Below are 24,012 nucleotides of genomic sequence, written 5' to 3'. Positions count from 1 at the left end.
TCGCCATGGGATCCGACTCCGACTGGTCCGTCATGGAAGCCGCCGCCCAGGCCCTGGACGAGTTCGAGATCGCGTACGAGGTGAACGTCCTCTCCGCGCACCGCATGCCGCGCGAGATGATCGCGTACGGCGAGGAGGCCGCGGGCCGCGGACTCAAGGCGATCATCGCGGGCGCGGGCGGCGCCGCCCACCTGCCCGGCATGCTCGCCTCCGTCACCCCGCTCCCGGTCATCGGCGTGCCGGTGCCGCTGAAGTACCTCGACGGCATGGACTCGCTGCTCTCCATCGTGCAGATGCCGGCCGGCATCCCCGTCGCCACGGTCTCCGTCGCCGGCGCCCGCAACGCGGGCCTGCTCGCGGCCCGGATCCTCGCCGCGCACGACCCCGAACTGCAGACCCGGATGAACGAGTTCCTCCAGGAGCTCAACGACCAGGCCACGGAGAAGGGCAAGCGCCTGCGGGCCAAGGTCGAGGGCGCGGACTCGTTCGGCTTCGGCAAGTGAGCGCGGCGGACCGTCTGGCGGAGGCGCGCGAGCTGCTCGCTACCCACCCCGTCGTCGACGGTCACAACGACCTGCCGTGGGCGCTGCGCCAGAACGCGCGGTACGACCTCGACAAGCTCGACATCGCGGCCGACCAGAGCGCCTCGCTCCACACCGACCTGGCCCGCCTCCGGGCGGGCGCGGTGGGCGCGCAGTTCTGGTCGGTCTACGTCCCGGGCCGGCTGGCCGGGGACGACGCGGTCAGCGCGACCCTGGAGCAGATCGACATCGTCGACCAGCTCCTGGAGCGGTACGCGGCGGAGCTCGTCCCGGCCCTGACCGCGGACGACATGGAGGCGGCCCGCAAGCAGGGCCGTATCGCCTCGCTCAAGGGCGCCGAGGGCGGCCACTCGATCAACAACTCCCTCGCCACCCTGCGCGCGCTGCACACCCTGGGCGTGCGGTACATGACGCTCACGCACAACGACAACAACGACTGGGCGGACTCGGCGACCGACGAGCCCGGCGTCGGCGGGCTCTCCGACTTCGGCCGGCAGGTCGTCCGCGAGATGAACCGCTCCGGCATGCTCGTCGACCTCTCGCACGTCGCCGCCACCACCATGCGGGCGGCGCTCGACACCTCGGCCGCGCCGGTGATCTTCTCGCACTCCTCGGCGCGGGCGGTCTGCGACCACCCGAGGAACATCCCGGACGACGTCCTGGAGCGGCTGCCCGCCAACGGCGGCGTCGCGATGGCCACGTTCGTGCCGAAGTTCATCCTCCCCGCGGCCGTCGACTGGACCGCGCGGGCGGACGAGAACCTCCGCGAGCACGGCTTCGACCACCTCGACACCACCGCCGAGGCGATGAAGCTGCACCGCGCCTTCGAGGCGGACAACCCGCGCCCGATCGCCACCGTCGCCACGGTCGCCGACCACCTCGACCACATGCGCGAGGCCGCCGGCATCGACCACATCGGCATCGGCGGCGACTACGACGGGACGGCCTTCACCCCGGCCGGCCTCGACGACGTCGCCGGCTACCCGAACCTGATCGCGGAGCTCCTGCACCGCGGCTGGTCGCACCCGGACCTCGCCAAGCTGACGTGGTCCAACGCCGTCCGCGCCCTCCGCGACGCGGAGGCGGTCTCCCGCGACCTGCGCGCCCGTACGTCCCCGTCGAACGCGACGATCGACACGGCGGACGCTCCTTAGGGGGTGTCCCGGAGGCTGATGGTGCCCCGCTCGCGGTGCGACCCCCCGTCGAACCGCGAGCGGTCCACCACCGGCCTCGGCGCCGGCTGCGCGGCCAGCAGCTTGATGGTGTCCCGGCCGGCCAGCGCGGTACGCCATTGCCCCAGGTCGGGCCGCGTGCCGTACGCCCCGTCCGCGAGCCCCCACAGCCGCTGCACGGCCGCCGTCCGGCGTTCGTCCAGCACCCCCGCGAGCGGCGTCAGGGACTGCTCGGGCGTGGCGTACGCGTCCTGCGCGAGGACCCGGCCGATCATCAGCGCCGCCTTGTAGCGGTCGCTGTCGACGCTCACCACCCCGGGCGGGGCCTTCGGGTCCAGCCAGTCCGGGGTGTCGGCCTGCGCGAGGACCGGGGGCCTGCCGGTGATCCGTACGCCGTCGCAGTCGAGCAGGTGCACCGCGGGATCCGGATCGAGCGACCACAGGACGTTGGCCTGCGAGAGGTCACCGACGACGAGCCCCATCGTGTGCAGCCACTGGAACAGCTCCACCAGCGCCACCACCAGCGCGTACCGCTCGTCCGGCGTGGGCTGCGGCACCGCCTGCCAGGCCGCCTTCGGCGGGCGCAGCAGGTAGGACAGCTCGATCAGCCGCGTATCGCCCTTGCCCGTCCGCCAGGACATGGCGTCGGGCGCCCTGCGCATGAGGAAGCCCACGACCCGGCCGCCGTCCAGCACCCGGCACAGCGGCCACGCGGTGTCCCGGTCCAGCCGTCGGACCTCGGCGGGGGCAAGTCCCTGACGCAGCGTCACCAGGGCGGCGAGGGCCGCCCCGTCGGCCTTCTGCGGTTCCAGGTACCGCTTGAAGAGCAGCTCCCCGGGGCCGCCCACCTCGTGCACCTCGCCCTGTCCGCCGGTCGCGAGCTTCCGTACGAGCGTGAGCAGGGACTGCTCGATGTCGGCCCCGTCCTGTGCCGTCACGGCAGTGCCTCCCAGAGCACGGCGCCCGTGCGGTCGTCGTCGTACGACTTCACCCGGTACTGGAACTGCCAGAGGAAGTCCGCGGGCTCGGGCACGGAACCGCCGCCGCCCCAGGCGGAGCCGAAGAACTCCCGCATCTCGGACTCGCCCGCCAGCGGGGTGGAAAGGCCGTCGGTGGAGAGGACGAGGACGTCGCCGGGGCGGGTGGTCAGGAGCCGGGTCTCGGCGGTACGGGACAGGGGGAGCGCGGCGGTCCGGGTGTCGATGACCCCGTCCCCTGCCCCCTTCTCCTCGGCGGTCCCGCCGGGATCCAGGTCCCAGCGCCCGTCCCGGAGCAGCGCGATGCCGCCGTCGCCCACGGTGAGCAGACCTCGGGTACGGACGGACGGATCGCGCGGGACGAGGAGGACGCGCAGCGTGGTGGCGTAACTCGCCGGTTCGTGCGACCGGTTCTTCGCGCTGAGGGTCAGCCGGTCCGCGAGCCGCTCGACCACGAAGGTCGCCAGTTCGGCGAAGTGGGCCGCCGCACCGGCGGCCAGTGCCTCGTACAACTCCTGGGCGTGGTGGGCGAGGGCCCAGGCGGCCCAGCGGCACACGCTGCTCGACCCCACGTGCGAGAGGGAGGCGGAGCCGACCCCGTCGGCCACGGCGAGCATGAGGAGTTCGCCGGGGCCGGGCTCGCCGAGCAGGCTCACACCGAGCGAGTCCTGGCGGGGCTCACCGTGGTAGCGGTGGGAGTCACCCCGGACGGAGGCGGCCCGCACCGTCAGCGGCGGGTACGCGGCGCCGTCCAGGACGATGTCGGGCAGGACGGCGGCGGTGGGATCGTCCGACACCCGGGGCCGCCCCTGCGGCACCGGCGGATAACTCGGCGGCCTGCGCCCGCTGTGGGCCGGGACACCGAGAGCCGGCGGCCCGGGGCGCGGGGCCTGCGCTGCGGAGATCTCCGGGCCGGGGTTCTCCGATCCAGGGCTCTCCGTCCCTGTTGCTTCCGCCCCGGGGGCCTCCGGCCCTGAGCTCTCGGCCCCGGGGGTCACCCCAGCGGCGGACTCCTCCGCGGTGTCCTCCTCCGGAGGAGCGAGGGGTGAGCCGCCGCCGAGAACGGCGGAGGAGGCCGATACGACCCTGGGGTCCCTGGGGTCCCTGGGGTCCGTGGGGTCCGTGGGGTCCGTGGGGTCCGAGGCGGCGGAGGGGTCCGAGGCGTCAGCGGGGGCGGCCGAAGGGGCCGGTGGCGTCAGCGGGGGCGGGGGCAGCGGCGGCTGCGGAGGCAAAGGGATCTCCTGCTCCATGTCCACCCTCAGAGCTTGTCGAGCGAGACGGTCGCGAAGCCGGGCACGGTCTCCTCCACGCTGAGCGTGAAGTCGGACCCGCCGTCGGCGGCGATGCTGCTGGCCGAGCGGACGATGGACCGGGTCAGGCTGGAGGCGAACTCGCGCAGCGCCGCCGCGGGCGAGACGTTGCTGTCCTGCTGGATGAAGGCGCGGAAGTTCGCCACCTGGGCGATCGTCGACTCCTCCGCGTCACCGACCCCGAAGGCGATGATCTTCGGGCAGTAGCGGGACTCCGTCAGCTCCTTGTACGCCTGCGGCCAGTCGTCGTCCGTGGGGATGCCGTCCGACATGAAGAACGCGACCGGCCGGTACACCTCGTGCCCCTCCGCCTTCAGCGCGGCGACGTCGGTCTCGATGCACCGCAGCAGCGTACGGAAGGCGTTGCCGAAGGAGGTGAGGCCGCCGGCCGCCAGCGCCGGGACCTCCTCGATGTCGCTGAGGTCGACCAGCGGCTGGAGCACGTTGGCGTCCGTGGAGAAGCCGATGAGGCAGAACCGGGTCTTGTCGGCCACCGTCGGATTGGTGCTGATCTCGTGGTGCAGCTCGGGCAGCGTCGTGTTGAGGGCGTCGACGTTGTCACCCGCCATCGAACCCGACTCGTCGCACAGCAGGTAGAACGGAAGTATCTGCATGGGTTCTCTTCCCTCCGGTGAGGCGGTCGGTGGCCGCTCAGTACGTGTAGAAGTAGATCTCGATGTCGGCGTGGCCTCCCGAGGCCCCGCCCTTCCAGAAGTCGCGGGTCGTGGCACCCTTGAACATGTCCGGACGGGCCTTAGCCAGCAGGGAGTTGACCTCGCTCGCGTAGGCGCCGCCGGCACCGGGGTCGGAGTGCCGCCCGAAGGTGAGGACGAAGGCCGCCTGGCGTCCCTCGTACCGCGCGGTCGCGCTCTTCAACCGCGCCAGGATCCCGTCGCGGTCCCCCGGGCTCGCGTCGATGGACACCTTCACCGGGGTACGGGTCACCGCACGCGGCCCCTTGGGCTTCTGGCTCTTCGGGGGGCCGGGCTTCGGCGTCGCGGAGCTCCCCGGCCGGGCGGCGGCGGCCTGCGGGTCGCCCTGGTCGCCCATCGCGACCAGCGCCAGGACGAGCAGCATGTCCGCGAAGAGCCAGCCCGCCAGGTGCAGGGGGTTGAACCGAGGAGCCCTCACCGGACGTCGGCCCGGTCCGTCGGCGCGGGCCGCCGGGGCACGGGCGGCATGTCCCGCCCCGAGTCCCGACCCGAGTCCCGCCCCGAGTCCCGACCCGAGTCCCGCCCCGAGTCCCGAACCGAATCCCGAACCGAATCCCGCACGGCGGTGTCCGCGAGCGCGGAGTGCAGCGCCTCGACGGCCTTCCCGAGCCGCTCGGCCACCAGCCCGAGGGCGTCGGCCTGGTCGGCGAACCGGCCGACGAGGGCCTGGGCGTCGGCGCTGCCGCGCGCCGAGGCCTCCACCACCTCGGTGAGCCTGCCGAGCACCTGCGCGGAGAGGTCTCCCGTCACCTCGATGCCGGTGGTGAACGAGCGCTGCGCCGCGGCCAGCGCCGTCACGGAGTCCTCCACCCGCTCCCCGGCCTTCTCCAGGACGTCCTTGACCTCGCCGTTCGTGCCCCGTACGTCCTCCAGAGCCTTGCGGATCATGACCCCGCTGCCGCTCACCGCGGCCTCGACGTCCTTCCCGCCGCCCCGTACCGCTTCCTCGATCCGGGTCGCGGCGGACTCCAGCGGGCGGACCGAGGTGTCGACCCCGGCGAGCCGCTGCTCCGCCTTGTCCAGCGAGTCGCCGACGAGCCGGGCCGCCTCGGCGAGCTCCTCCGTGGTCGAGGCCGCGCGGTCGCCGAGCCGGTTCAGGGTCTCGGCCGACTGTGTCAACTCCGCGGTGAAACGGCGGGGAGAGGACAGCCGGTAGGAGTTGAGCAGGAGCTGCGCCCGGGTCAGCGAGGGCACGAGCCGGCGCAGCAGCTCGTCGGTGAGCCGTTCGGCCTCCGCCTCGCGGCGGGAGGTCTCGGCACGACGCCAGCCGTGCAGCAGGACGAGGGCGAAGAGGACGAGGATCGCGATGGTCGCGGTGCCGGCGACGTGGCCGAAGGTGAAGAAGCCCGTCAGATGACCTTCGAAGCCGGACTGCCACAGCTGGAGGAAGGGCCGGGCGGCGGCCTTCGGGTCGGCGCCGGTCAGCGCCCCGTAGGCGCTGGACGCCTGGGTGAGTCCCAGCCAGGTCAGGGCGAGCGGGATGAAGACCAGACCGCCGAGGAACGCCTCCAGCCAGCCCCACGCCGGGTGTTCGGGCTTCGAGGCGCCGTGGGTGATGCTCTCGGGGCGGGCGTAGGACTGGAGCAGATCGAGCTCGGTCCACGGGTCCAGCGGTCGGGTGTCACTGTCCGCCGCCCTCAAGGCCCGGCAGAGCTCCAGGAGTTCCTCGCTCCGGGACGCGAGGGCTGTCTCGCGCGAGAAGGCCTCGATCTCCCGGGCTATCTGATGACGACTCGCCGAAGCCCCTACGGGCATGCCCACCCCCACACGAAGGAACAGGGGTCGCAGCTGGCGGTGCCGCGCGCTCCCCAGCGCTGGTGCGGCACCCTCGATCCCCCGGATGGGAACGCATCGTAGCCCACGGGAGGTTAGTGTGCGCACAGGTGAAGTGCGCACTCAGGGAGGGTGGTTGTGGGCGATGATCGCCGTCGCGGAGTCATCCGTCTGAAGCCGGTGACCGGCGACCGCGCGGTGCCCCCGCCGGCCGAGGAGCGAACGAAGCGCCCACCGGAGAGGACCCCTGCGCGTCCGCCGGAGAGGACCCCCGCGCGCCCGCCGGAGAGGACCCCCGCGCGCCCGCCGGAGAGGACCCCCGCGCGTCCCCTGGAGAAGAGCCCCGCGCGCCCACCGGAGGCGACCCCCGCCCGCCGCACCGACACCCTCCTGACCAAGGCGGCCCCCCAGGGCCTGGTGGCCGGGCGCGGAGTGCTCCAGGCCAACCTCAACTGGTCGGCTTCGACCGGCGCGGACCTCGACCTCGGCTGTCTGGTCGAACTCACCGACGGCACCCGCGACGTCGTGCAGGCGCTCGGCAACTCCTTCGGCGCGCTCACCGCACCTCCGTACGTCCAGCTCGACCAGGACGACCGCAGCGGCGCGTCCTCGGACGGCGAGACCCTCCGGACGCACCTGGAGTACCGGTCCCGCATCCGGCGGCTCCTCGTCTACACCTACGTCTACGAGGGAGCGGTGGACTTCCGGAGCCTCGGCGCGGCCGTGACGGTCACGGCCCCGTCCGCGAGCCTCCGGATCCTGCTCGACGACGCCCCGCAGGGAGCGACCGCCTGCGCGATCGCGCTGATCGGCGCGGGCGAGGGCGGTCTGTCGGTGCGGCGCGAGGTCCGCTGGTTCACCCCGGTCCACGGGCTCAGCAACCAGCAGCTGATCGACCAGGCATACGGCTTCGGGCTCGAATGGGTATGGGCCACCAAGGACTGACCGAGGACTGACCGAGGACTGGCCGAGAGCGCCGGAACGGGCTCCCGCGCCTCACCCGGACGGCCCACTCCGCCGCGCCCCGCCCAGGGCCCGGTGGCACGGTGGACGGTACTGCCCCGCCGCGTTCGGCGGGGCGGTACTGCATCACCGAGTTCGGAGTAGCACCATGGCAGATCTCGACGATCATTCCCCCTTCTCTGCCGCCCCCGCCGCCGTCGGCGCGCTCGATCCCCCGGAAACCCCGCCCCCGCTCGACGAGACGGCCCGCGCCCGCGCCATCCTGGCCGCCCAGCCGGTCGTCGAGGGCCATACGGACCTGCCCCGGTCCCTCGACCCGGAGGACCTCCCGCCCGACCGCGCGGGGGAGGCCGGGGCCCAGTTCTGGTCCCTGCACGTGGAGGCCGACGAGGGCATCATCGGCACGCTGCGGCGGATCGACGCGATCCGCGCCCTCGTCGCCGACTGTCCCGAGGACCTGCGCCTCGTGTACACCACGTCCGAGATGGCCCACGCGGGCAACTGCGGTCGGGTCGCCGCCCTGCTCGGTCCGGTCAGCTGGCCCGCGCTCGGCGGCTCGGCGGCCACCCTGCGGGCGTACCACGCCCTGGGCGTACGGGTCGTGAACCTCACCCGCTTCGACCGCTTCGCCCGTGAGGCCGTACGGGAGATGAACCGGATCGGCCTGGCCGTGGACCTCTCAGGCGCCGACCAGGACACGGTCCGCCGCGCGCTCGCGGTCACCCGGGCCCCGGCCCTGCTGACCAGGGCCGACCCGGAGAAGCTGCCGGACGACGTCCTGCGCCTCCTCGGCGAGAACGGCGCCGTCTGCATGGTCACGGTCACGGACGACCCGGCCGCCGACGCCGACGTCCTGGACCGGGTGCGTACGGAGGCGGGGCCGGGCTCCACGGGCCTCTCCCACACCACCGCCCCGGCCCGCGGCTACGTACCGCTCTTCGCGGAGCTGCTCCGCCGGGGCTGGCCCGCCCAGGACCTGGTCGGCCTCGCCCACGCCAACGCCACCCGGGTGCTGCGCGAGACGGAGTTCCTGTCCCGGACGAACCGCATCCGCCCGGCCGCGGCCTGACCGCACGTAGAGCACGTAGAGCACGAAGAGAAGGAGGGGGCGCACTCGCGCCCCCTCCTTCTCGCTGCCTTCTCCCTGCGTCACATCAGGCGCGCGGGCGGCCCATCGCCCGGTACGTCCAGCCCGCCGCCCGCCAGCGCTCCGAGTCCAGCGCGTTGCGGCCGTCGAGGATCACCGGCGACGAGACGACCCCGGCGAGCTCCGCCGGGTCGAGCTCGCGGAACTCCCGCCACTCCGTCAGGTGCAGCACCACGTCCGCGCCGCGCACCGCGTCCAGGGCCGTGTCCGCGTACCCCAGGGTCGGGAAGAGACGGCGGGCGTTCTCCATGCCCTTCGGGTCGTAGACCGTGACCTGGCCGCCCTGGAGGTGTATCTGCCCGGCCACGTTCAGCGCGGGGGAGTCGCGGACGTCGTCCGAGTCCGGCTTGAAGGTCGCGCCGAGCACGGCGACCCGGCGGCCCAGGAAGGTGCTTCCGCCGAGGGCCTCCCGCGCCATCTCCACCATCTGTCCGCGCCGCCGCATGTTGATCGAGTCGATCTCGCGCAGGAAGGTCAGCGCCTGGTCGGCGCCCAGCTCGCCGGCCCGGGCCATGAACGCCCGGATGTCCTTCGGCAGACAGCCGCCGCCGAAGCCGATCCCGGCCCGCAGGAACTTGGCCCCGATCCGGTCGTCGTGGCCGATGGCCTCCGCCAGCTTGGCGACGTCGCCGCCGGCGGCCTCGCAGACCTCCGCCATCGCGTTGATGAAGGAGATCTTGGTGGCGAGGAAGGAGTTCGCGGCCGTCTTCACGAGCTCGGCCGTCGGGAAGTCGGTCACCACGAAGGGCGAGCCGTCGCCGACCGGTCCCGCGTACACCTCGCGCAGCGTCTTCTCGGCGCGCTCGCCGCGCACGCCGACGACGATCCGGTCGGGGTGCAGGGTGTCCTGCACGGCGAAGCCCTCCCGCAGGAACTCCGGGTTCCAGGCGAGGTCGACGCCCTCGGGCAGCAGGGCGGCGAGCCGCTCCGCCGAGCCGACCGGCACGGTCGACTTGCCGACGACGAGGGCGCCCTCGCGGACGACCTCGGAGAGGGAGGTGAAGGCGGCGTCGACGTAGCTCATGTCGCAGGCGTACTCGCCGTGCTTCTGCGGAGTGTTCACACAGACGAAGTGCACGTCGCCGAAGGCGCCGACCTCCTCCCAGGAGGTGGTGAACCGGAGCCGCCCGCTCGACCCCTCGATCCCGGCCACGTGCTTGGCCAGCAGTTCTTCGAGCCCCGGCTCGTACATCGGGACGCGCCCGGTGGCCAGCAGCTCGATCTTCTCGGGGACGACGTCGAGGCCGAGCACCTCGAAGCCGAGCTCCGCCATGGCCGCGGCATGGGTGGCGCCGAGGTAGCCGGTGCCGATCACGGTGATCTTCAGGGCCATGCGGTACTCCAGTGACGTCGGGCGGAATGCCTGCCCGAGCATAGTCGTGCCCTGGTCCGGGGCCCGGCCACGCCCTACCCTTCGAGTTACTTAACGGTAGTTAGCAAGCGTGGGAGTGTGTGAGCGTTGGCGCCGAAGAAGAACGACACAGCCACCGGTTTCGACCTGTACCGGCCGTCCGAGGAGCACGACATGCTCCGGGAGTCGGTGCGTGCGCTGGCGGAGGCGAAGATCGCGCCGTTCGCGGCGGCGGTGGACGAGGAGGGCCGGTTCCCGCGGGAGGCGCTGGACGCGCTGGTCGCGGCGGACCTGCACGCGGTGCACGTTCCGGAGGTGTACGGGGGTGCGGGCGCGGACGCGCTGGCGACGGTGATCGTGATCGAGGAGGTCGCGCGTGTCTGTGGTTCGTCCTCGCTGATCCCGGCGGTCAACAAGCTGGGTTCGCTGCCGGTGATCCTGTCCGGTTCGGAGGAGCTGAAGGCGAAGTACCTGGGCCCGCTGGCCAAGGGTGACGCGATGTTCTCCTACGCGCTGTCGGAGCCGGACGCGGGTTCGGACGCGGCGGGGATGAAGACCCGCGCGGTGCGCGACGGCGACTTCTGGGTCCTCGACGGCGTGAAGCGGTGGATCACCAACGCCGGCGAGTCCGAGTACTACACGGTGATGGCCGTCACCGACCCGGAGAAGCGTTCCAAGGGCATCAGCGCCTTCGTCGTGGAGAAGTCCGACGAGGGCGTCTCCTTCGGCGCGCCGGAGAAGAAGCTCGGCATCAAGGGCTCCCCGACCCGTGAGGTCTACCTCGACAACGTCCGGATCCCCGCGGACCGCATGATCGGCGCCGAGGGCACCGGCTTCGCCACCGCGATGAAGACCCTCGACCACACCCGCGTCACCATCGCCGCCCAGGCCATCGGCATCGCCCAGGGCGCCCTCGACTACGCCAAGGGCTACGTCAAGGAGCGCAAGCAGTTCGGCAAGCCCATCGCCGACTTCCAGGGCGTCCAGTTCATGCTCGCCGACATGGCCATGAAGCTCGAGGCCGCCCGCCAGCTCACCTACGCCGCCGCGGCCAAGTCCGAGCGCGTCTCCGCCGGAGCCGAGAAGGAGGACCTCACGTTCTTCGGCGCCGCGGCCAAGTGCTTCGCCTCCGACGTCGCCATGGAGGTCACCATCGACGCCGTCCAGCTCCTCGGCGGCTACGGCTACACCCGCGACTACCCCGTCGAGCGCATGATGCGCGACGCCAAGATCACCCAGATCTACGAGGGCACCAACCAGGTCCAGCGCATCGTCATGGCCCGCAACCTCCCGTAACCCCCGGGGCAGCGAGGAGCGGCGCCACCCCCGGGGGGGTGACGCCGCTCCAGGTCAACTCACGTTCACGCTCACGGGTCGACGACCACCGTGCAGGTGTACGTGCCGGGCTCCAGGTCCTCGAACGTCTCCGAGGTGTCGTCGAAGGCGCCCGGGGTGGCGTCCGCCGGGGTGGCGGCCAGGCCGGTGCAGCTGATCTTGGCCAGGGTTCCGCCCTGTACCTGCGACGCGAACGAGACGGTGATGTTCGAGAGCGGGACGTTGACGAACTGCGCCGTCTCGCCGACGAACGGGCTGTCGGAGCAGCTGGCCTTGTTGTTCACCGTGACCGTCTGGTCGTCCTGGGGCTTGTAGCCGGCGGGCGTCACCTCGTGGACGGTGTGCGAGCCGAACTCCAGGTTGTCGAAGCAGACCTGGCCCAAGGCGTTGGTCTCCTTGGTCGCGCCGCCGTCGACCGAGAACTCCACACCCGCGTGAGCGGTGTTGCCCGCACCCGCCGCGGCGTGCTTGCGCAGCTTGGTGATCAGGATCGCGCCGCGCTGCCGGGGGTCGACGAAGGAGACCGTCTCCTCCTCGTCGGCGTCCACGGTGATGGCCTTGTCGGGCGCCGCGTCGTGACCCGCCGGGACGACGGTCTCGTGGACGATGTACTCCCCGGTGGGCACGTTGAGGATGGTGCACTCGCCGTTCGCGTCGGTCGTGCACTTCAGCGTCGTGACGATGTCCTCCGCGCCCAGCGGCGGGGTGAGCGGTGCGAAGTTGCGGTAGAGCGTGAACTCGGCGCCCTCCAGCTCCACGTCCCGGTCGTCGGTCTTGAGGATCTTGACGCTGCCGCAGTTGGAGATGTCGACGTTCGCCGGCGGGATGAAGTCCTTCAGGGCCGCGTTGAACGAGCCACCCGACGCGCGGCTCTTGAGGTAGGCCGAGCCGAGCGTCCTGCACGTGCCGTTGCCGTCGCCGAAGATCGCGCTCAGACGGATCGAGGCCTCACCGAAGGTGTTGAAGGTGAGCGGACCGAGCGGGCCGCCTTCGGTGGCGCTGATCTCGTTGAGCTTGTTGATCGAGCCGGACGCGTCGCCCGCGTCGTCCAGGTCCTCCTCGGCGCTCCAGACGCCGTCGCTCGTCCACCGACGCAGGTTGAGGTCCGGGGTGACGCCGCCCTGTTCGAGGTCGTAGGTGATCAGCAGGTCGCCGACCGTGCGCATCGGGGTGACACCGTTGGCGCTCTTGGTCCGGCTCTGGTTGAGCTCGAAGTCCATGTTCGTGGAGCCGCTGGGGTCCTGTACGCGGGTCCAGTACAGGTGCAGGAAGCCGTCGGAGGTGCTGCCCTCCTGGTGGAGGCCGAAGAACCTCAGGTCGCTCTTGTTCGGCGGAATTCCGCCGGTCACGATGGTGGGGACGGCCGTGTTCTCCTTCGTGCCCCCACCGAACGAGGTGTCCGCGCCGCCGATCGCGTTGTCGGGGGTGCGGATCTCCGTGACGTTGTTCCAGTCGAGATTGCCGTTGGTGTCGACCCGAAGGTTGGCGTCGGGGTCGATCTCGAAGTCGCTGCCGGTGAGGCTGGGCGGCGGCGCGTCGGCGACGGCGAAGGTGGCCGGCAGGAATCCGGCGACGAGCAGGGCGGCGATGGCGGCCGTTCGGGCGGTGGCGGACCTTCTGCGTGGCTTGGTCGAAGACGACACGGCGGAGTTCTCCTCGCTGGAAACGAAGGACGGTGGCGGTGTGTCAGAGGTAACACGCCGCCGTGGCCCCTTGCGAGCAAGGCGTTCCGAAAGGCGTTCCGATAATGACCGTTCGCGGTAATCGTGTGAAACGGGAATGAAATGCATAAACGAGAAAAGCCCCCTCCGATGGCGGGCGCACGGAGGGAGCTCTTCTCTTACCTATTCAGGTGTCCTACGTTCATCGATTCGATTCGACGGTGACCTTCTCGTCGTTCCGGATCTGCTCGACCAGCTGCTTCACCTTCGGCATGTCCCACTTGAGGGAGCCCTGCGGCGCGCTGCCCGAGATCGGCATGTTCATGGACTTGCCGTCACCGCTGTTGATGCCCTTCATCGCGAAGAACATCTTCCCGAGGTCGTACAGCGACATGTCCTTGTCCACGATCAGCGTGTCCAGACCGGCGCCCAGCGTCGGGTACAGCGCGAGCGGGTTGAGGATCGTGCCCGGCGTCGCCGCCTGGTTGGCCAGCGCGGAGAGGAACTTCTGCTGGTTCTTCGTCCGCTGGAGGTCCGAGTCGGCGAAGGCGTACCGGGTCCGGACGAAGGCCAGGGCCTGCTCGCCGTTGAGGGTCTGCTCGCCCGCCTGGAAGTCGGCGCCGGACTTCTTGTCCTTGAAGCCCTTGTCGATGTTCAGCTCGACACCGCCGAGCGCGTCCACGATGTTCGCGAAGCCGGCGAAGCCGATCTCCGCGTAGTGGTCGATGCGCAGGCCGGTGTTGAACTCGACGGTCCGCACGAGCAGCTCGGGGCCGTCCATCGCGTAGGCCGCGTTCAGCTTGGAGCCGCCGCGGGCCGCGTACTGCTTGCCCGACTCGGAGCCGACGAAGGACGGGATCGTCACCCAGGAGTCGCGGGGGAGCGACACCATCGTGTTCCCGCTGGAGCAGGCGGCGAGGATCATCATCGAGTCGGTCCGCTTGCCCTCGGCGGAGCCGGTGTGCAGCTTCTTCTTCTCCTCGGCGGTCATGCCCTCACGGCTGTCCGAGCCGACGATCAGGTACGTCGTGCAGTCGCCCTCCGACGGCCGCTCGATGACCTTGGAGAGGTCGACCTCGTTGCGCATCTGCGAGCTGGCCCAGGCGTAGGTGCCGATGCCCCAGGCGAGGACGCCGACGACCAGCACGATCGAGCCGATCTTGGCGCGCTTGCGCCAGTCCGGGGCGGGCCCGCCGCCGGGCCGCGGCGCGTACTGCGGGGGTACGGGCCCCTGGCCGCCGCCCTGGCCGCCGCCGCCCTGCTGCGGGCCGCCGTAGACCTGGCCGGTGTTGTAACCGGAGTCGTACCCCGAACCCTGGGCCTGCGTGTAGTTCGGGTTGTAGCCCTGGCCGTCATGGGACTGCTGCTGCCCGTACGGCTGCTGCTGCCGGCCGTAGGGGGGCTGCTGCGGCGGGACCTGCGGACGCTGCACATGGCTCATCCGGCGAGGTCCCTCGGGCTGGGAGTTCGCGTTGCCACGGCCGTGTCCGCCGTCATGGGGCCAGTCATTCATGCGGACCAGTGTGCCGGGCGGGGGAATCCCCTGGACAGGCCGGGTGGAAAATCGGACCGGCCCTGTTGCCAAGCTGATGCAAAACGGACCCCGCGGGGACGGCGCCGGGACCCCGCATAAGGTGGAGGGCATGACAGATCAGGGCGATATCCCCGGCAAGCCCACCTCGGCCTCCCGCACCACCCTCAGCCACATCATGACCAGCCACGACACCAACCTCCTCGGTACGGTGCACGGCGGCGTGATCATGAAGCTGGTGGACGACGCGGCGGGCGCCGTCGCGGGCCGGCACTCGGGCGGTCCGGCGGTCACGGCCTCGATGGACGAGATGGTCTTCCTGGAGCCGGTGCGGGTCGGGGACCTGCTCCATGTGAAGGCCCAGGTCAACTGGACCGGCCGGTCCTCCATGGAGGTCGGCGTACGGGTCATGGCCGAGCGCTGGAACGAGTCCACGCCCGCCACCCAGGTCGGCTCCGCCTATCTGGTCTTCGCGGCCGTCGACGCGGACGGCAAGCCGCGGCGCGTCCCGCAGGTCGTCCCGGAGACGGAGCAGGACAAGCGCCGCCACCAGGAGGCCCAGATCCGCCGCACCCACCGCCTGGCCCGCCGCCAGGCCATCAAGGAGCTCCGCGAGCGCCGGGCCGCCGAGGGCTACGAGGACTGACGGCCAGGGGGCCGCCCGCTCGCGAGCCGCGCCCTGGACCGTGCCCGGGAAGCCCCGTCTACGGGCAGACCACCTGGTCCCCGGTCACCGCCTCGAACGGCCCGGCCCGCCCCGTGTCCTCCGCCCGAACCCCCGTGACCCCCCGGTAGTCCGCCCCCACCGTCACCCGCAGCGTCCCTCCCCGCCCCGCCACCGCCCGCAGCTCCGCCCCCGGCAGCGCCGCCGCGAGCGACTTCGCGGAGCGGTCCCAGCGCGGGTCGTACTCCACGAGCGTCCGCGCCCGCATCCGCCCGGTCCCGGTCATCGGCGTCCGGGTCGTGTCGAAACCGGTGCCGCGCAGCGCGTCGTCCACCTTTCGGCCGAGCCCGTCGGTCCGGGTCCCGTTGTAGACCTGCACCCGGATGGTGCGCGGCGGCACATCCACGACCACGGTCTTCGAGGCGGCGCCCTTCCCGGAGGAGCCCGCCTTCTGCGAGGCCGGCGTCGGGGCCGCCAGCGGCCGGTCCTCCCGCAGCGCCTGGAACAGCTTCTGTGCCTTGGCCGCGTCCCACTTCACCGTCGACCCGATCCCCTTCACGGGGAAGCTCATGTCGCCGATCGGCACGGACACGAACTCCGACGACGCCGGCGTGAAGCCCCGCATCGCCTTGGCGAGGGCCAGCATCTGATCCGTACCGAAGTCCTCGTCGGCCCGGACCGAGCTCAGCATCGTCGTGGCCATCTCACGGAAGCGCACCGGGTTCAGCAGCACCCCACCGCTCGTGGCCCGTTCGATGAGCGCCGCCAGGAACCGCTGCTGCCGCTGCATCCGCCCGATGTCGGCGGCCCCGTCGATGTGCCGGGAGCGTACGTACTGGAGGGCCTGGCCGCCGTCGAGCTCGTGCGTGCCGGCCGGGAGGTCAAGCCCGGTGTACGGGTCCTTGACCGCCCGCGTCGTACAGATCTGCACCCCGCCGACCGCGTCCACCGTCCGCATGAAGCTGGTGAAGTCGACCTCCAGGTAGTGGTCGATCTTGACGCCGGTCATCGACTCGACGGTCCGTACGGTGAGCCCGGGCCCGCCCTCCGCGTAGGCCGCGTTCAGCTTCACCGGGTGCGAGTGGTGCTTCCTGCCGGTGGTGAGGTCGGTGTGCTCGGGCATCTCGGCGTACGAGTCCCGGGGCAGGCTGACGACGCTCGCCCGCTCCCGGTCCTCCGAGATGTGCACGAGCATCACGGTGTCGGTGCAGTGGCAGGGGGCGCCGCCGAGCCGGTACTTCTCCTTCTCCTCCGGGGTGATCCGGTCCCGGCCGTCGGTGCCGACGACCAGGACGTTCATCCCGTGCCCGGCCTGCGGCCGGTTCTTCATGTCCTTGAAGGGGTCGACCCGGGTGATCCCGGTGTCGAGGCCGGTCACCACCGCGTGCCCGATACCGCCCGCCGCGAGAACCCCCACGGACAGCGCGGTCGCCATCCGCATCCCCCACCGGGGCCGCCGCCGTGGCCGCCGGCGGACCGGTACGGGCGGTCGGGGGACGGGCCGGCGACGGGGCGTGCGGGGCGGTGTGGGCACGGACGGACACCTCCGCGGGTGTGACAAGGGGAACCGTGAGCACGGTAGGCCCATACGATCAGCGCAAGGGTGCACCACCCATGCGGCACGCACCGGTGTCCCCCGTTCGCGGTAACGTGGCGGGCGATACCGCTGTCTCCCGGGGACGACCCCCGTACCCCCGTACCCCCGAGGAACCATGCTGCCCCCCGTCTCCGTGATCATGCCGGTCCTCAACGAGGAGCGGCATCTGCGCAACTCGGTCCGCCACATCCTGGAGCAGGAGTACGACGGCGAGATGGAGGTGGTGATCGCCCTCGGCCCGTCCACGGACCGCACGGACGAGATCGCCGCCGAGCTCGTACGAGAAGACCCTCGCGTCCACACCGTGCCGAACCCGACCGGCCGCACCCCCGCCGCGCTCAACGCCGCGATCCAGGCCTCCCGTCACCCGATCGTGGTGCGCGTCGACGGCCACGGCATGCTCTCGCCGAACTACATCGCGACCGCCGTCCGTCTCCTGGAGGAGACCGGCGCGCAGAACGTCGGCGGCATCATGCACGCCGAGGGCGAGAACGCCTGGGAGGACGCGGTCGCCGCCGCGATGACCTCGAAGATCGGCGTGGGCAACGCGGCCTTCCACACGGGCGGCGAGGCCGGCCCCGCGGAGACCGTGTACCTCGGCGTCTTCCGGCGCGAGGCCCTGGAGCAGCAGGGCGGCTACAACGTGGAGTTCATCCGCGCCCAGGACTGGGAGCTGAACTTCCGCATCCGCGAGGCCGGCGGCCTGATCTGGTTCTCGCCGGAGCTCCGCGTCCAGTACCGCCCGAGGCCCTCCGTGAAGGCCCTCGCCAAGCAGTACAAGGACTACGGCCGCTGGCGCCACGTGGTGGCCCGCTACCACCAGGGCTCCATCAACCTCCGCTACCTGGCCCCGCCGACCGCCGTCTGCGCCATCGCCGCGGGCCTCGTGGTGGGCGCCACGCTCACCCCGCTCGGCTTCGTGATCCCGGCGGGTTACGTCGCCGCGATCGCGGCCGGCTCGGTCCCGGCCGGCAAGGGCCTCCCGCTCAAGGCCCGTCTGCAGATCCCGGTGGCACTGGCGACGATGCACATGTCCTGGGGCTACGGCTTCCTCACCAGCCCCCGCGCCCTCGCGAAGAAGGTCATCGCGAGCCGCCGCCCGGCGGTGCAGGCCGGTACCGAGAAGGTCTGACCCCCACACACACACACGACCGACGGCCGGGCCCCGTGAGGGACCCGGCCGTCGGTCGTGTGAGGGGGGAGCGGGGATCAGCTCTTCCCGTCCCACTGGTACGGCGGGAAGATGTACATGCAGTCCTTGTCGTTGCCGCGGAGGATCTCCGTGCCGTCCTCCGGCACGTCGCCGGCCTCGGCGGCCGGCTTCTTGTAGACCGTGCCCTCGCGCCAGTCGGAGCCGATGACGAGCGTGATGCCCTCGGCCTTCGCGTCGGTCCGGACGGCCGAGTCGGGCAGTCCGAGCGACTTGGCCACGGACTGGGCGTTCGCCTTGCCCTGGTCGGCGTCGGCCTTGGGGTAGGTGACCACGGTGTCCTTGCGGCTTGCGCCCTCCTTGGAGGACTCGGCCTGCGTGAAGCCCTTGCCCTGGAGGATCTCGGTGATCGCGCGGGCGCGGCCCTCGACGGCGGGTTCGGCGTCGCTGCCGGTGCCGTTGACCACCGTCACGGCGAGCGTGCCGGGCGCCTCGGCGGTGGCCTTCGGCTTGGCCGGGGCGGCCGGCTTCGCGGGGGCCTGATCGCCGTTCTTGTCGAAGGCGACGTCGTCGCGGAGCATCCGGAACATCTTCTCGGCCGACTGCTCGACGAGGACGTTCTTGTTCTTGTCCTGCGACCACTGGGCCGTCGGGATGTTCGCCGTGGTGAGGCGGTCCAGCTTCACGTTCTTGAGCTGCATCGACAGGTCGAAGAGCTTCTTGACCGTGTCGAGGTCCTGGGAGACCTGGAGGGACTTGGTGGCGGTCTCGGCCAGGCCCATGAGGCGGCCGGTGTCGGTCCAGGCGTTCTGGTTCTGGAGCTTCTCGATCATGCCGTTCATGTACATGCGCTGGGCCTTGGCCCGGTTCTGGTCGCTGCCGAAGGCATGCCGGGTGCGCAGCCACTGGAGCGCCTGCTTGCCCTTGACCTCGTGCGTCCCCTTGGGCAACTTCAGCCCGGAGCCGCCCGGCTGCAGCCGTGTCGGGTGGTCGCTGACGCCGGTCTTCACGCAGACCGGGACGCCGCCGACCTCGTCGGCCATGGCCACCACGCCCGCGAAGTCGACCATGATCCAGTGGTCGACGTAGACCCCGGTGAGGCTTTCCCAGGTGGTCAGCGTGCAGCCGGGACCGCCGCGCCCCAGCGTCTCGTTGATCGGCTGGTTGGTGGTGGCCGGGAAGGTCTCGCTGCCGTCCTCGGACTTGCATTCGGGGATGGGGACGACCGTGTCGCGCGGGATGGAGACGACCGAGGCGTTCTTGCGGTCCGCCGAGACGTGGAACAGCATCTGCACGTCGGCGAGCGGCTTGTTGTCCCGGAGGTTCTTCCCGCCGCCCAGGGCCACGTTCTTCGCGTCCGCCCGGCTGTCGGAGCCGATGAGCAGGATGTTGAGCGGGGTGTCGCCGAGCGCGTTCGGCGCGGCCTTCTTCACGCCGCTGCTGCCGCCCGCGCGGTCGCCGCTGCGGATGTTGCCGTTCAGGTGCTCGTAGTACAGGTATCCGGCGCCGGCCGTGCCGAGTATCAGCACGGCCAGGGTGATCGCCACCCAGCGCAGCGCCTTGCGCTTGCCGGGCTTCTTGGCCCGTCGGCGCGAACCGCCGCGACGGTGGCTCGCCCTGCCGTCGGCCCCGGCGTCACCGGCTCCGCCGCCGCCACGCCGCCGCTCGGCCCGGGTCGACGCCGCCGTACCGGCGGACGCGGTCTCCTCGGAGCCCCCGCCCGCGGACCCGGCCCCTGCCCCGGTCGCCTCCCCGGCGCCGTACAGGTCGTCGTCCCAGCCCAGTTCACGGGCGCGCGGAACGCGGCCCCGCGTTCCCTCCCCACGCACGCTGTTCTGTCCCACCCCAGGTCCCCTCGTGAATCAGCAGTGCGCCGAGTCCTGGTGTTTCCAGGTCATTCGGCACACACCTTCTTGTCGGCTTCTACCTTGTCGACGTCCGGCGCCTTCGTCGGACCCTTGATGGGCACCCCCGCGCCCTTGAAGTCGGCGCCGAGGACGAGCGTCATGGGCTCGCGCTCCCCGGCGTTCTGCGTGCCCGGCTTGAGTGCCGTGGCGGGCAGACCCATCATGTCCGCGAGCTTGCGGGCCTGATCGGCCTGGTTCGGTGCGTAGGTGAGCGTGGTCTTCGCCGCCTTCTCAGGGGCGTTGCTCTTGTTGGTGGAGCGGCTCACACCCATGTCGTTCTGCAGCCAGTTGATCGTCGACTGCGCGGCGCCCGTGATGCCGCTGCCGTTGTAGACGTCGACGCGTACGTCGACGGCCTTCGCGCGCGCGCCCTGGAGGAGCTTCGCCTGGGCCTGCGCCTTGGCGTCCTTGGCGTCCTTCTCCTTCTTCTTGACCTCGGTGAAGGAGACGTCGTTCTCGATCATGCTGAAGACCTGGGGGGCCTTGGTCTGGTCGAGGACGACGGTTGCCCGCGCGTTCGGCGGCTCGTCGGGGTTGTCGACCACCGGCACGGTCATGAAGCTGATGTTCTTGAGGTCGACCTTGCCGATCTCCTGGGCAAGTGTGGTCAGCTTCAGGGCACTTCCTATGCCGTTGTCCACGGTCAGCGCCTCGGTCGCGGCGTTCGCGACGGAGAGCAGCTGCGTGGGGCTGTCCAGCGTGTCTTCCTTCAGCTGCCGCATCATCGAGGCGAGGAACTGCTGCTGCATCTTGATGCGGTCCAGGTCGCTCTCGTTGCCGAGACCATGGCGGTTGCGGAGGAACGCGAGCGCGTCCTCGCCCTGGATGCGGTGCTCGCCCTCGTCGAGGTTGAGCTTGGAGTACTTGGTGTCGCGGATGGGCTTGGTCAGGCAGACCTTCACCCCGCCCACGGCGGTCGACAGGGTCTTGACCGCGTTGAAGTCGACCATCATGAAGTGATTGATGCCGATGCCGGACATCTTCGTGATGGTGCGCATGGTGCAGCCCGGGTCCCGGCCGTTCACGCCGAAGGACTCGTTGAACCGGGTCTTCCCGACGGATCCGGGGATGACCTTGATCGACTTGTCGGGCTGCTTCGTGGGGCAGTCCGGGATCTCGGTCTTCAGGTCCCGGGGAATGCTGAGGGCCGTCGCGTTGGTGCGGTCCTCGGAGATGTGGATGAGGAAGGTCGTGTCGGCGTGGCCGGTGACGTTGCTCTTGTTCCCGTAGCTCTCGTTACCCTCGCCGACCCGGACGTCGTTGCCGAGGATCAGGATGTTGAGCGGCCCGTCCATCGTCTCGGTCTTGACCGCCGCGCTGCCGACGTCGACCGAGCCGATGTTGCCGTCGAGCTTCTGGTAGATCATGTACGCGCCGGTGGCGCCGCCCACGAGGACGAAGGCCATCGTGCCGCCGGTCCACAGGAGGACCTTCTTCTTGCGGGACGCGCCCTGCTTGCGCTTGCGGCGGCTCGCGGGCGGCTGCTGTCCGCCGCCGCCCTGCTCGGAGAGGCGGCGGCGGCGCTGGCCGGGGACGGGCGCCTCGGTGGCGGTGGCGGTGGCGGTGTCGGCGCCGTAGCCGGTGTCGGCCGCGGTGGCCGTGCTCGATCCACGGGGCCGGGACGGTGCCTGCGATGCCTGCGGCTGCCCAGCGGAGTGGTCCAGTCGCAGTTCGTAGTTGCCGGTCTGCGGGTTGAGGACCCACTGGTCGGCGGGGTCGATCTCGTCCGCCCGTCCACGGCTGTGCGCGTCCACGGTTACTCGAATCCTCCGTCGGTGCCACGCGAGGCGCCTCCCCCACAGGGCGCCGCTCTCTCGGTCGTTCGATCCTTGGTGAGTGCGACGACCACGCGGTCGGGGTGCACCGGATCGCGTCACACTATCCGCCCAGTTCAGCGTGGGGCGACGTCAGTGACAAATTCCACGCCCCTTACAACCGGGCAATTTGCCCAAACCTCATCCGACTCTGCCCTCCCCTTGGTGTGCCCTTTACCCACCGCCTCCGGACGGCTCCTAGGAGCACACTCCCTCCGCCGCGTTCCGCCCCGTGAAGGTCGGCGTCGCCGAGGGTGTCGGGGCCTCCGCGTCGTCGGGCTTCCCGTCCTCCTCCGTGTGCGGCGTCACGAGGACGGGTCTGTCCTCCCGTAGCTGCCTGAAGAGTTGACTCGCCGCCGGCTGTACCAGTTCGTCCCGATTCGCGTTGTACGAGTACGGGCGGCGCGGCACCGTGAGGAACTGCACCTTCTCCGTCGGGATGGCCCGCATCGCGCGCGCCAGGTCGTACAGGTCCTTCAGCGAGTCGAGCCCGGGGTCGGTCGTGATCGCCTTCGTGGCCGCGTCGAGGACCGGGTACAGCTTGGTGGGGTTCAGCAGGACCCCGTCGCTCTGCACCTTGTTGACGAGGGCGCCGAGGAACTGCTGCTGCCGGTCCATGCGTTCCGTGTCGCTGCCGTTGCCGATCGACTTGCGGGCCCGTACGAAACCGAGCGCCTGCTCGCCGTGGAGCGTCTGGCGCCCCGCCGGCAGCTTCAGCTTGGCGTCGGGGTCGTCGACCGGTTCCTTGAGGCAGACCTCCACCCCGTCCACGGCGTCGACCATCTTCTTGAAGCCCCGGAAGTCGATGACCATGTGGTTGTCGACGCGGATCCCGGTCAGCTTCTCGACGGTACGGATCGTGCACGCCGTACCGCCGAACTCGAAGGCCCAGTTGAACTGCGCGAACTGCTCGCGGGTGCGGGTCCCGTCGGTCTTGCGGCAGCTCGGGATCGTCACCATGAGGTCGCGGGGGAGGGAGACGGCCGTCGCGCTCGACTTCTCCGCCGAGAGGTGCAGCAGGATCGTCGTGTCGGAGCGCTGGGTGCCCTTGTCCTTGCCGTACTTGCGGTTCCCCTCGCCGGTCCGGGTGTCCGAGCCGATGAGCAGGATGTTCCGGGCGGCCGTGGCGCCCGCCGTCGGCCGCTCCTTCTCGTACCTCCGGAGCTCGTCGGCGGCGGTCGTGTCCGTGGTGATGTTGCCGTCGAGTTTCCGGTAGAACCACCAGCCGACCCCGGCCGCGATCAGCACCACGACCGAGATCCCGAGGGCCGTCCAGCGCAGCCAGTGGCGTTTGTGCGGCTCCTCCGGAACGCCGGGCGCCGCGTCCTCCGCAGCCGGGGGGTCCGGTTCAGGGGGCGTGCCTGCACGGTCCGTCACGTCTGGGTCCGTCCTTCGAGGCGTCGGCGGCGCGCCAGGCGGCCACCGGTCGTGGAAGGAGACGGCCGAACCCGACGCATGGTTGTGCGGAAGGAGGCGAGTCCCCCCGGCCGATCATGTACCGGAGACGGCGCGGGGACCCGGGGACTCGGCGCGGTGCTAGGCCGAATGGGGTTTCATCGGGTCAGGCGGCGCCGGGCGAGGGTCCGGGTGGCTCAGGCGGCCGAGTGGGTCACTCGCTCGCTCTCCATCCGCTTCTCCAGGGCCTCGGGCGCGAGCCGGTCCAGGTTCCGGCAGAGCACCACCGAGCCGCCGGTCGCCAGCGGCGCGTACAGACCGGCCGAGAGCCCCTGCCAGGTGTCGTAGCCGAGGCCGGAGAGCAGCCGGGAGCCGGGGGCGAGGCCGAGCTCCGCCGCGTCCACGCGGGCCTGCTCGACGAGTTGCGCGCCGCTGCGTTCCGTACCGTCGACGACGAGGGCGGGAGCCTCCGGGTCCACCGGTACGAACGGGGCGAACCGGTCGCCCTGGCTCGGCACCTCGACCGCGTAGTCCGCGTATCCGGCGGGCGGGGCGGGGAAGCGGCGGCCCAGCGGCGCCAGGGAGAGCGCGATCCGCTCACCGGAGCAGGCGAGACCCGCCTCCAGCGTCTCGGGACCCGCGACCACGAGGTCGGCGTCCGCGGGATCGCCACCGAGCTCGACGGTCACCCCCACGGAGGAGCAGGCGAGCAGCCAGACGGCCGTCTGCCAGTGCGCGGGCAGCAGCAGCGCGAGTCGGTCTCCCGGGGCGGCGGACAGTTCGCCCTGGAGCAGGTTCGCCGTCTTGGCCACCCAATTGGCGAAGGTGGCGACGGACAATTCCACGCGCTCACCGGTGGCGTCGTCGTAGAAAGTGACCAAGGGGCGGGCGGGGTCCGCGGCGAGCGCGGATCGCAGCAGGTCGGCGGGGGTGCGGTCGCTGGCGTTCACGCCGGACAGCGTACGCGGGCGGCCGCGTGGGGTCCTCCGTACCGGTGACGTCGTCCACCG

The 24,012-nt window shown here is 71.2% G+C and carries 20 protein-coding genes; 7 read left to right on the top strand and 13 right to left on the bottom strand.

Translation table 11 applies throughout. The annotated features are described in order from the left end of the window. Nucleotides 1-5: 5 nt before the first annotated feature. Nucleotides 6-503, top strand: a complete 498-nt coding sequence (gene purE, locus OG580_RS13805; RefSeq protein ID WP_267047996.1) for a 5-(carboxyamino)imidazole ribonucleotide mutase — start codon at nt 6-8, stop codon at nt 501-503. Continuing rightward, the gene (locus OG580_RS13800; RefSeq protein ID WP_267043963.1) at nt 500-1,696 is read left to right on the top strand and encodes a dipeptidase; all 1,197 of its coding nucleotides are present in this window, start codon (nt 500-502) and stop codon (nt 1,694-1,696) included. Before purE ends, OG580_RS13800 begins: the two co-directional genes overlap by 4 nt. Here OG580_RS13800 and OG580_RS13795 read toward each other — a convergent pair. The 5 genes from OG580_RS13795 to OG580_RS13775 all read right to left on the bottom strand — a co-directional run bounded on the left by OG580_RS13795 (nt 1,693) and on the right by OG580_RS13775 (nt 6,469). Further along, the gene (locus OG580_RS13795; RefSeq protein WP_267043962.1) at nt 1,693-2,652 is read right to left on the bottom strand and encodes a hypothetical protein; all 960 of its coding nucleotides are present in this window, start codon (nt 2,650-2,652) and stop codon (nt 1,693-1,695) included. The genes OG580_RS13800 and OG580_RS13795 overlap by 4 nt on opposite strands. Beyond that, nucleotides 2,649-3,488, bottom strand: coding sequence for a protein phosphatase 2C domain-containing protein (locus OG580_RS13790; protein ID WP_267043961.1), 840 nt, complete (start codon nt 3,486-3,488; stop codon nt 2,649-2,651). Before OG580_RS13790 ends, OG580_RS13795 begins: the two co-directional genes overlap by 4 nt. Before the next feature lie 461 nt (nt 3,489-3,949). Further along, nucleotides 3,950-4,615 (bottom strand): VWA domain-containing protein, encoded by a 666-nt coding sequence (locus tag OG580_RS13785; protein WP_267043960.1) that lies wholly within the window; start codon nt 4,613-4,615, stop codon nt 3,950-3,952. Nucleotides 4,616-4,652: 37 nt separating this feature from the next. Next, on the bottom strand, nt 4,653-5,132 hold the full coding sequence (locus tag OG580_RS13780; protein ID WP_267043959.1) for a hypothetical protein: 480 nt from the start codon (nt 5,130-5,132) through the stop codon (nt 4,653-4,655). After that, on the bottom strand, nt 5,129-6,469 hold the full coding sequence (locus tag OG580_RS13775) for a methyl-accepting chemotaxis protein (protein ID WP_267043958.1): 1,341 nt from the start codon (nt 6,467-6,469) through the stop codon (nt 5,129-5,131). The genes OG580_RS13780 and OG580_RS13775 overlap by 4 nt, the downstream gene beginning before the upstream one ends. 156 nt (nt 6,470-6,625) lie before the next feature. Between OG580_RS13775 and OG580_RS13770 the strand changes: the two genes are divergently transcribed. After that, nucleotides 6,626-7,432 (top strand): tellurium resistance protein, encoded by an 807-nt coding sequence (locus OG580_RS13770; RefSeq protein ID WP_267043957.1) that lies wholly within the window; start codon nt 6,626-6,628, stop codon nt 7,430-7,432. A 166-nt stretch (nt 7,433-7,598) separates the two neighbouring features. Beyond that, nucleotides 7,599-8,519, top strand: a complete 921-nt coding sequence (locus tag OG580_RS13765) for a membrane dipeptidase (protein WP_267043956.1) — start codon at nt 7,599-7,601, stop codon at nt 8,517-8,519. An 85-nt stretch (nt 8,520-8,604) separates the two neighbouring features. Here the strand turns inward: OG580_RS13765 and OG580_RS13760 are convergent, their stop codons facing one another. Beyond that, nucleotides 8,605-9,930, bottom strand: coding sequence for a UDP-glucose/GDP-mannose dehydrogenase family protein (locus OG580_RS13760; protein WP_267043955.1), 1,326 nt, complete (start codon nt 9,928-9,930; stop codon nt 8,605-8,607). Between the two features lie 126 nt (nt 9,931-10,056). Between OG580_RS13760 and OG580_RS13755 the strand changes: the two genes are divergently transcribed. Continuing rightward, the gene (locus OG580_RS13755) at nt 10,057-11,244 is read left to right on the top strand and encodes an acyl-CoA dehydrogenase family protein (RefSeq protein WP_267043954.1); all 1,188 of its coding nucleotides are present in this window, start codon (nt 10,057-10,059) and stop codon (nt 11,242-11,244) included. A 71-nt stretch (nt 11,245-11,315) separates the two neighbouring features. Here the strand turns inward: OG580_RS13755 and OG580_RS13750 are convergent, their stop codons facing one another. After that, complete coding sequence (locus OG580_RS13750) at nt 11,316-12,926, bottom strand: collagen binding domain-containing protein (protein WP_267043953.1); 1,611 nt, start codon at nt 12,924-12,926, stop codon at nt 11,316-11,318. A 220-nt stretch (nt 12,927-13,146) separates the two neighbouring features. Beyond that, on the bottom strand, nt 13,147-14,457 hold the full coding sequence (locus OG580_RS13745) for an LCP family protein (protein ID WP_267043952.1): 1,311 nt from the start codon (nt 14,455-14,457) through the stop codon (nt 13,147-13,149). 130 nt (nt 14,458-14,587) lie between these two features. Here OG580_RS13745 and OG580_RS13740 point away from each other — a divergent pair, with 130 nt between their 5' ends. Next, complete coding sequence (locus OG580_RS13740) at nt 14,588-15,121, top strand: acyl-CoA thioesterase (RefSeq protein ID WP_267043951.1); 534 nt, start codon at nt 14,588-14,590, stop codon at nt 15,119-15,121. Nucleotides 15,122-15,179: 58 nt separating this feature from the next. On the opposite strand, the gene OG580_RS13735 is transcribed toward OG580_RS13740, so the two are convergent. Then, entirely contained in the window at nt 15,180-16,580 is a 1,401-nt protein-coding gene (locus tag OG580_RS13735) for an LCP family protein (RefSeq protein ID WP_323182565.1), read from the bottom strand. 271 nt (nt 16,581-16,851) lie between these two features. Here OG580_RS13735 and OG580_RS13730 point away from each other — a divergent pair, with 271 nt between their 5' ends. Next, the gene (locus tag OG580_RS13730) at nt 16,852-17,868 is read left to right on the top strand and encodes a glycosyltransferase family 2 protein (protein ID WP_267043949.1); all 1,017 of its coding nucleotides are present in this window, start codon (nt 16,852-16,854) and stop codon (nt 17,866-17,868) included. Nucleotides 17,869-17,945: 77 nt separating this feature from the next. Here OG580_RS13730 and OG580_RS13725 read toward each other — a convergent pair whose 3' ends face one another. From OG580_RS13725 to OG580_RS13710, 4 genes are all read right to left on the bottom strand, one after another. Next, complete coding sequence (locus tag OG580_RS13725) at nt 17,946-19,730, bottom strand: LCP family protein (RefSeq protein ID WP_267043948.1); 1,785 nt, start codon at nt 19,728-19,730, stop codon at nt 17,946-17,948. Between the two features lie 50 nt (nt 19,731-19,780). Further along, nucleotides 19,781-21,547 (bottom strand): LCP family protein, encoded by a 1,767-nt coding sequence (locus OG580_RS13720; protein ID WP_267043947.1) that lies wholly within the window; start codon nt 21,545-21,547, stop codon nt 19,781-19,783. Nucleotides 21,548-21,805: 258 nt separating this feature from the next. After that, nucleotides 21,806-22,984 (bottom strand): LCP family protein, encoded by a 1,179-nt coding sequence (locus OG580_RS13715; protein ID WP_267043945.1) that lies wholly within the window; start codon nt 22,982-22,984, stop codon nt 21,806-21,808. Nucleotides 22,985-23,199: 215 nt separating this feature from the next. Next, complete coding sequence (locus tag OG580_RS13710) at nt 23,200-23,952, bottom strand: TIGR03089 family protein (RefSeq protein ID WP_267043944.1); 753 nt, start codon at nt 23,950-23,952, stop codon at nt 23,200-23,202. Between the last annotated feature and the right edge of the window lie 60 nt (nt 23,953-24,012).

Origin of the sequence: Streptomyces sp. NBC_00094, from assembly GCF_026343125.1 — a bacterium.
Classification (GTDB): domain Bacteria; phylum Actinomycetota; class Actinomycetes; order Streptomycetales; family Streptomycetaceae; genus Streptomyces.
The sequence above is the reverse complement of the archived record's forward strand: the minus strand, read 5'-3'. Positions and strand labels throughout refer to the sequence as shown.

Excerpts from the sequence above, each read along its gene's own strand:
- purE (WP_267047996.1), top strand. The coding sequence starts at position 6 with ATGGGATCCGACTCCGACTGGTCCGTCATGGAAGCCGCCGCCCAGGCC.
- OG580_RS13785 (WP_267043960.1), bottom strand. The coding sequence starts at position 4,615 with ATGCAGATACTTCCGTTCTACCTGCTGTGCGACGAGTCGGGTTCGATG.
- OG580_RS13775 (WP_267043958.1), bottom strand. The coding sequence starts at position 6,469 with ATGCCCGTAGGGGCTTCGGCGAGTCGTCATCAGATAGCCCGGGAGATC.
- OG580_RS13765 (WP_267043956.1), top strand. The coding sequence starts at position 7,599 with ATGGCAGATCTCGACGATCATTCCCCCTTCTCTGCCGCCCCCGCCGCC.
- OG580_RS13760 (WP_267043955.1), bottom strand. The coding sequence starts at position 9,930 with ATGGCCCTGAAGATCACCGTGATCGGCACCGGCTACCTCGGCGCCACC.
- OG580_RS13745 (WP_267043952.1), bottom strand. The coding sequence starts at position 14,457 with ATGAATGACTGGCCCCATGACGGCGGACACGGCCGTGGCAACGCGAAC.
- OG580_RS13740 (WP_267043951.1), top strand. The coding sequence starts at position 14,588 with ATGACAGATCAGGGCGATATCCCCGGCAAGCCCACCTCGGCCTCCCGC.
- OG580_RS13735 (WP_323182565.1), bottom strand. The coding sequence starts at position 16,580 with ATGCGGATGGCGACCGCGCTGTCCGTGGGGGTTCTCGCGGCGGGCGGT.
- OG580_RS13730 (WP_267043949.1), top strand. The coding sequence starts at position 16,852 with ATGCTGCCCCCCGTCTCCGTGATCATGCCGGTCCTCAACGAGGAGCGG.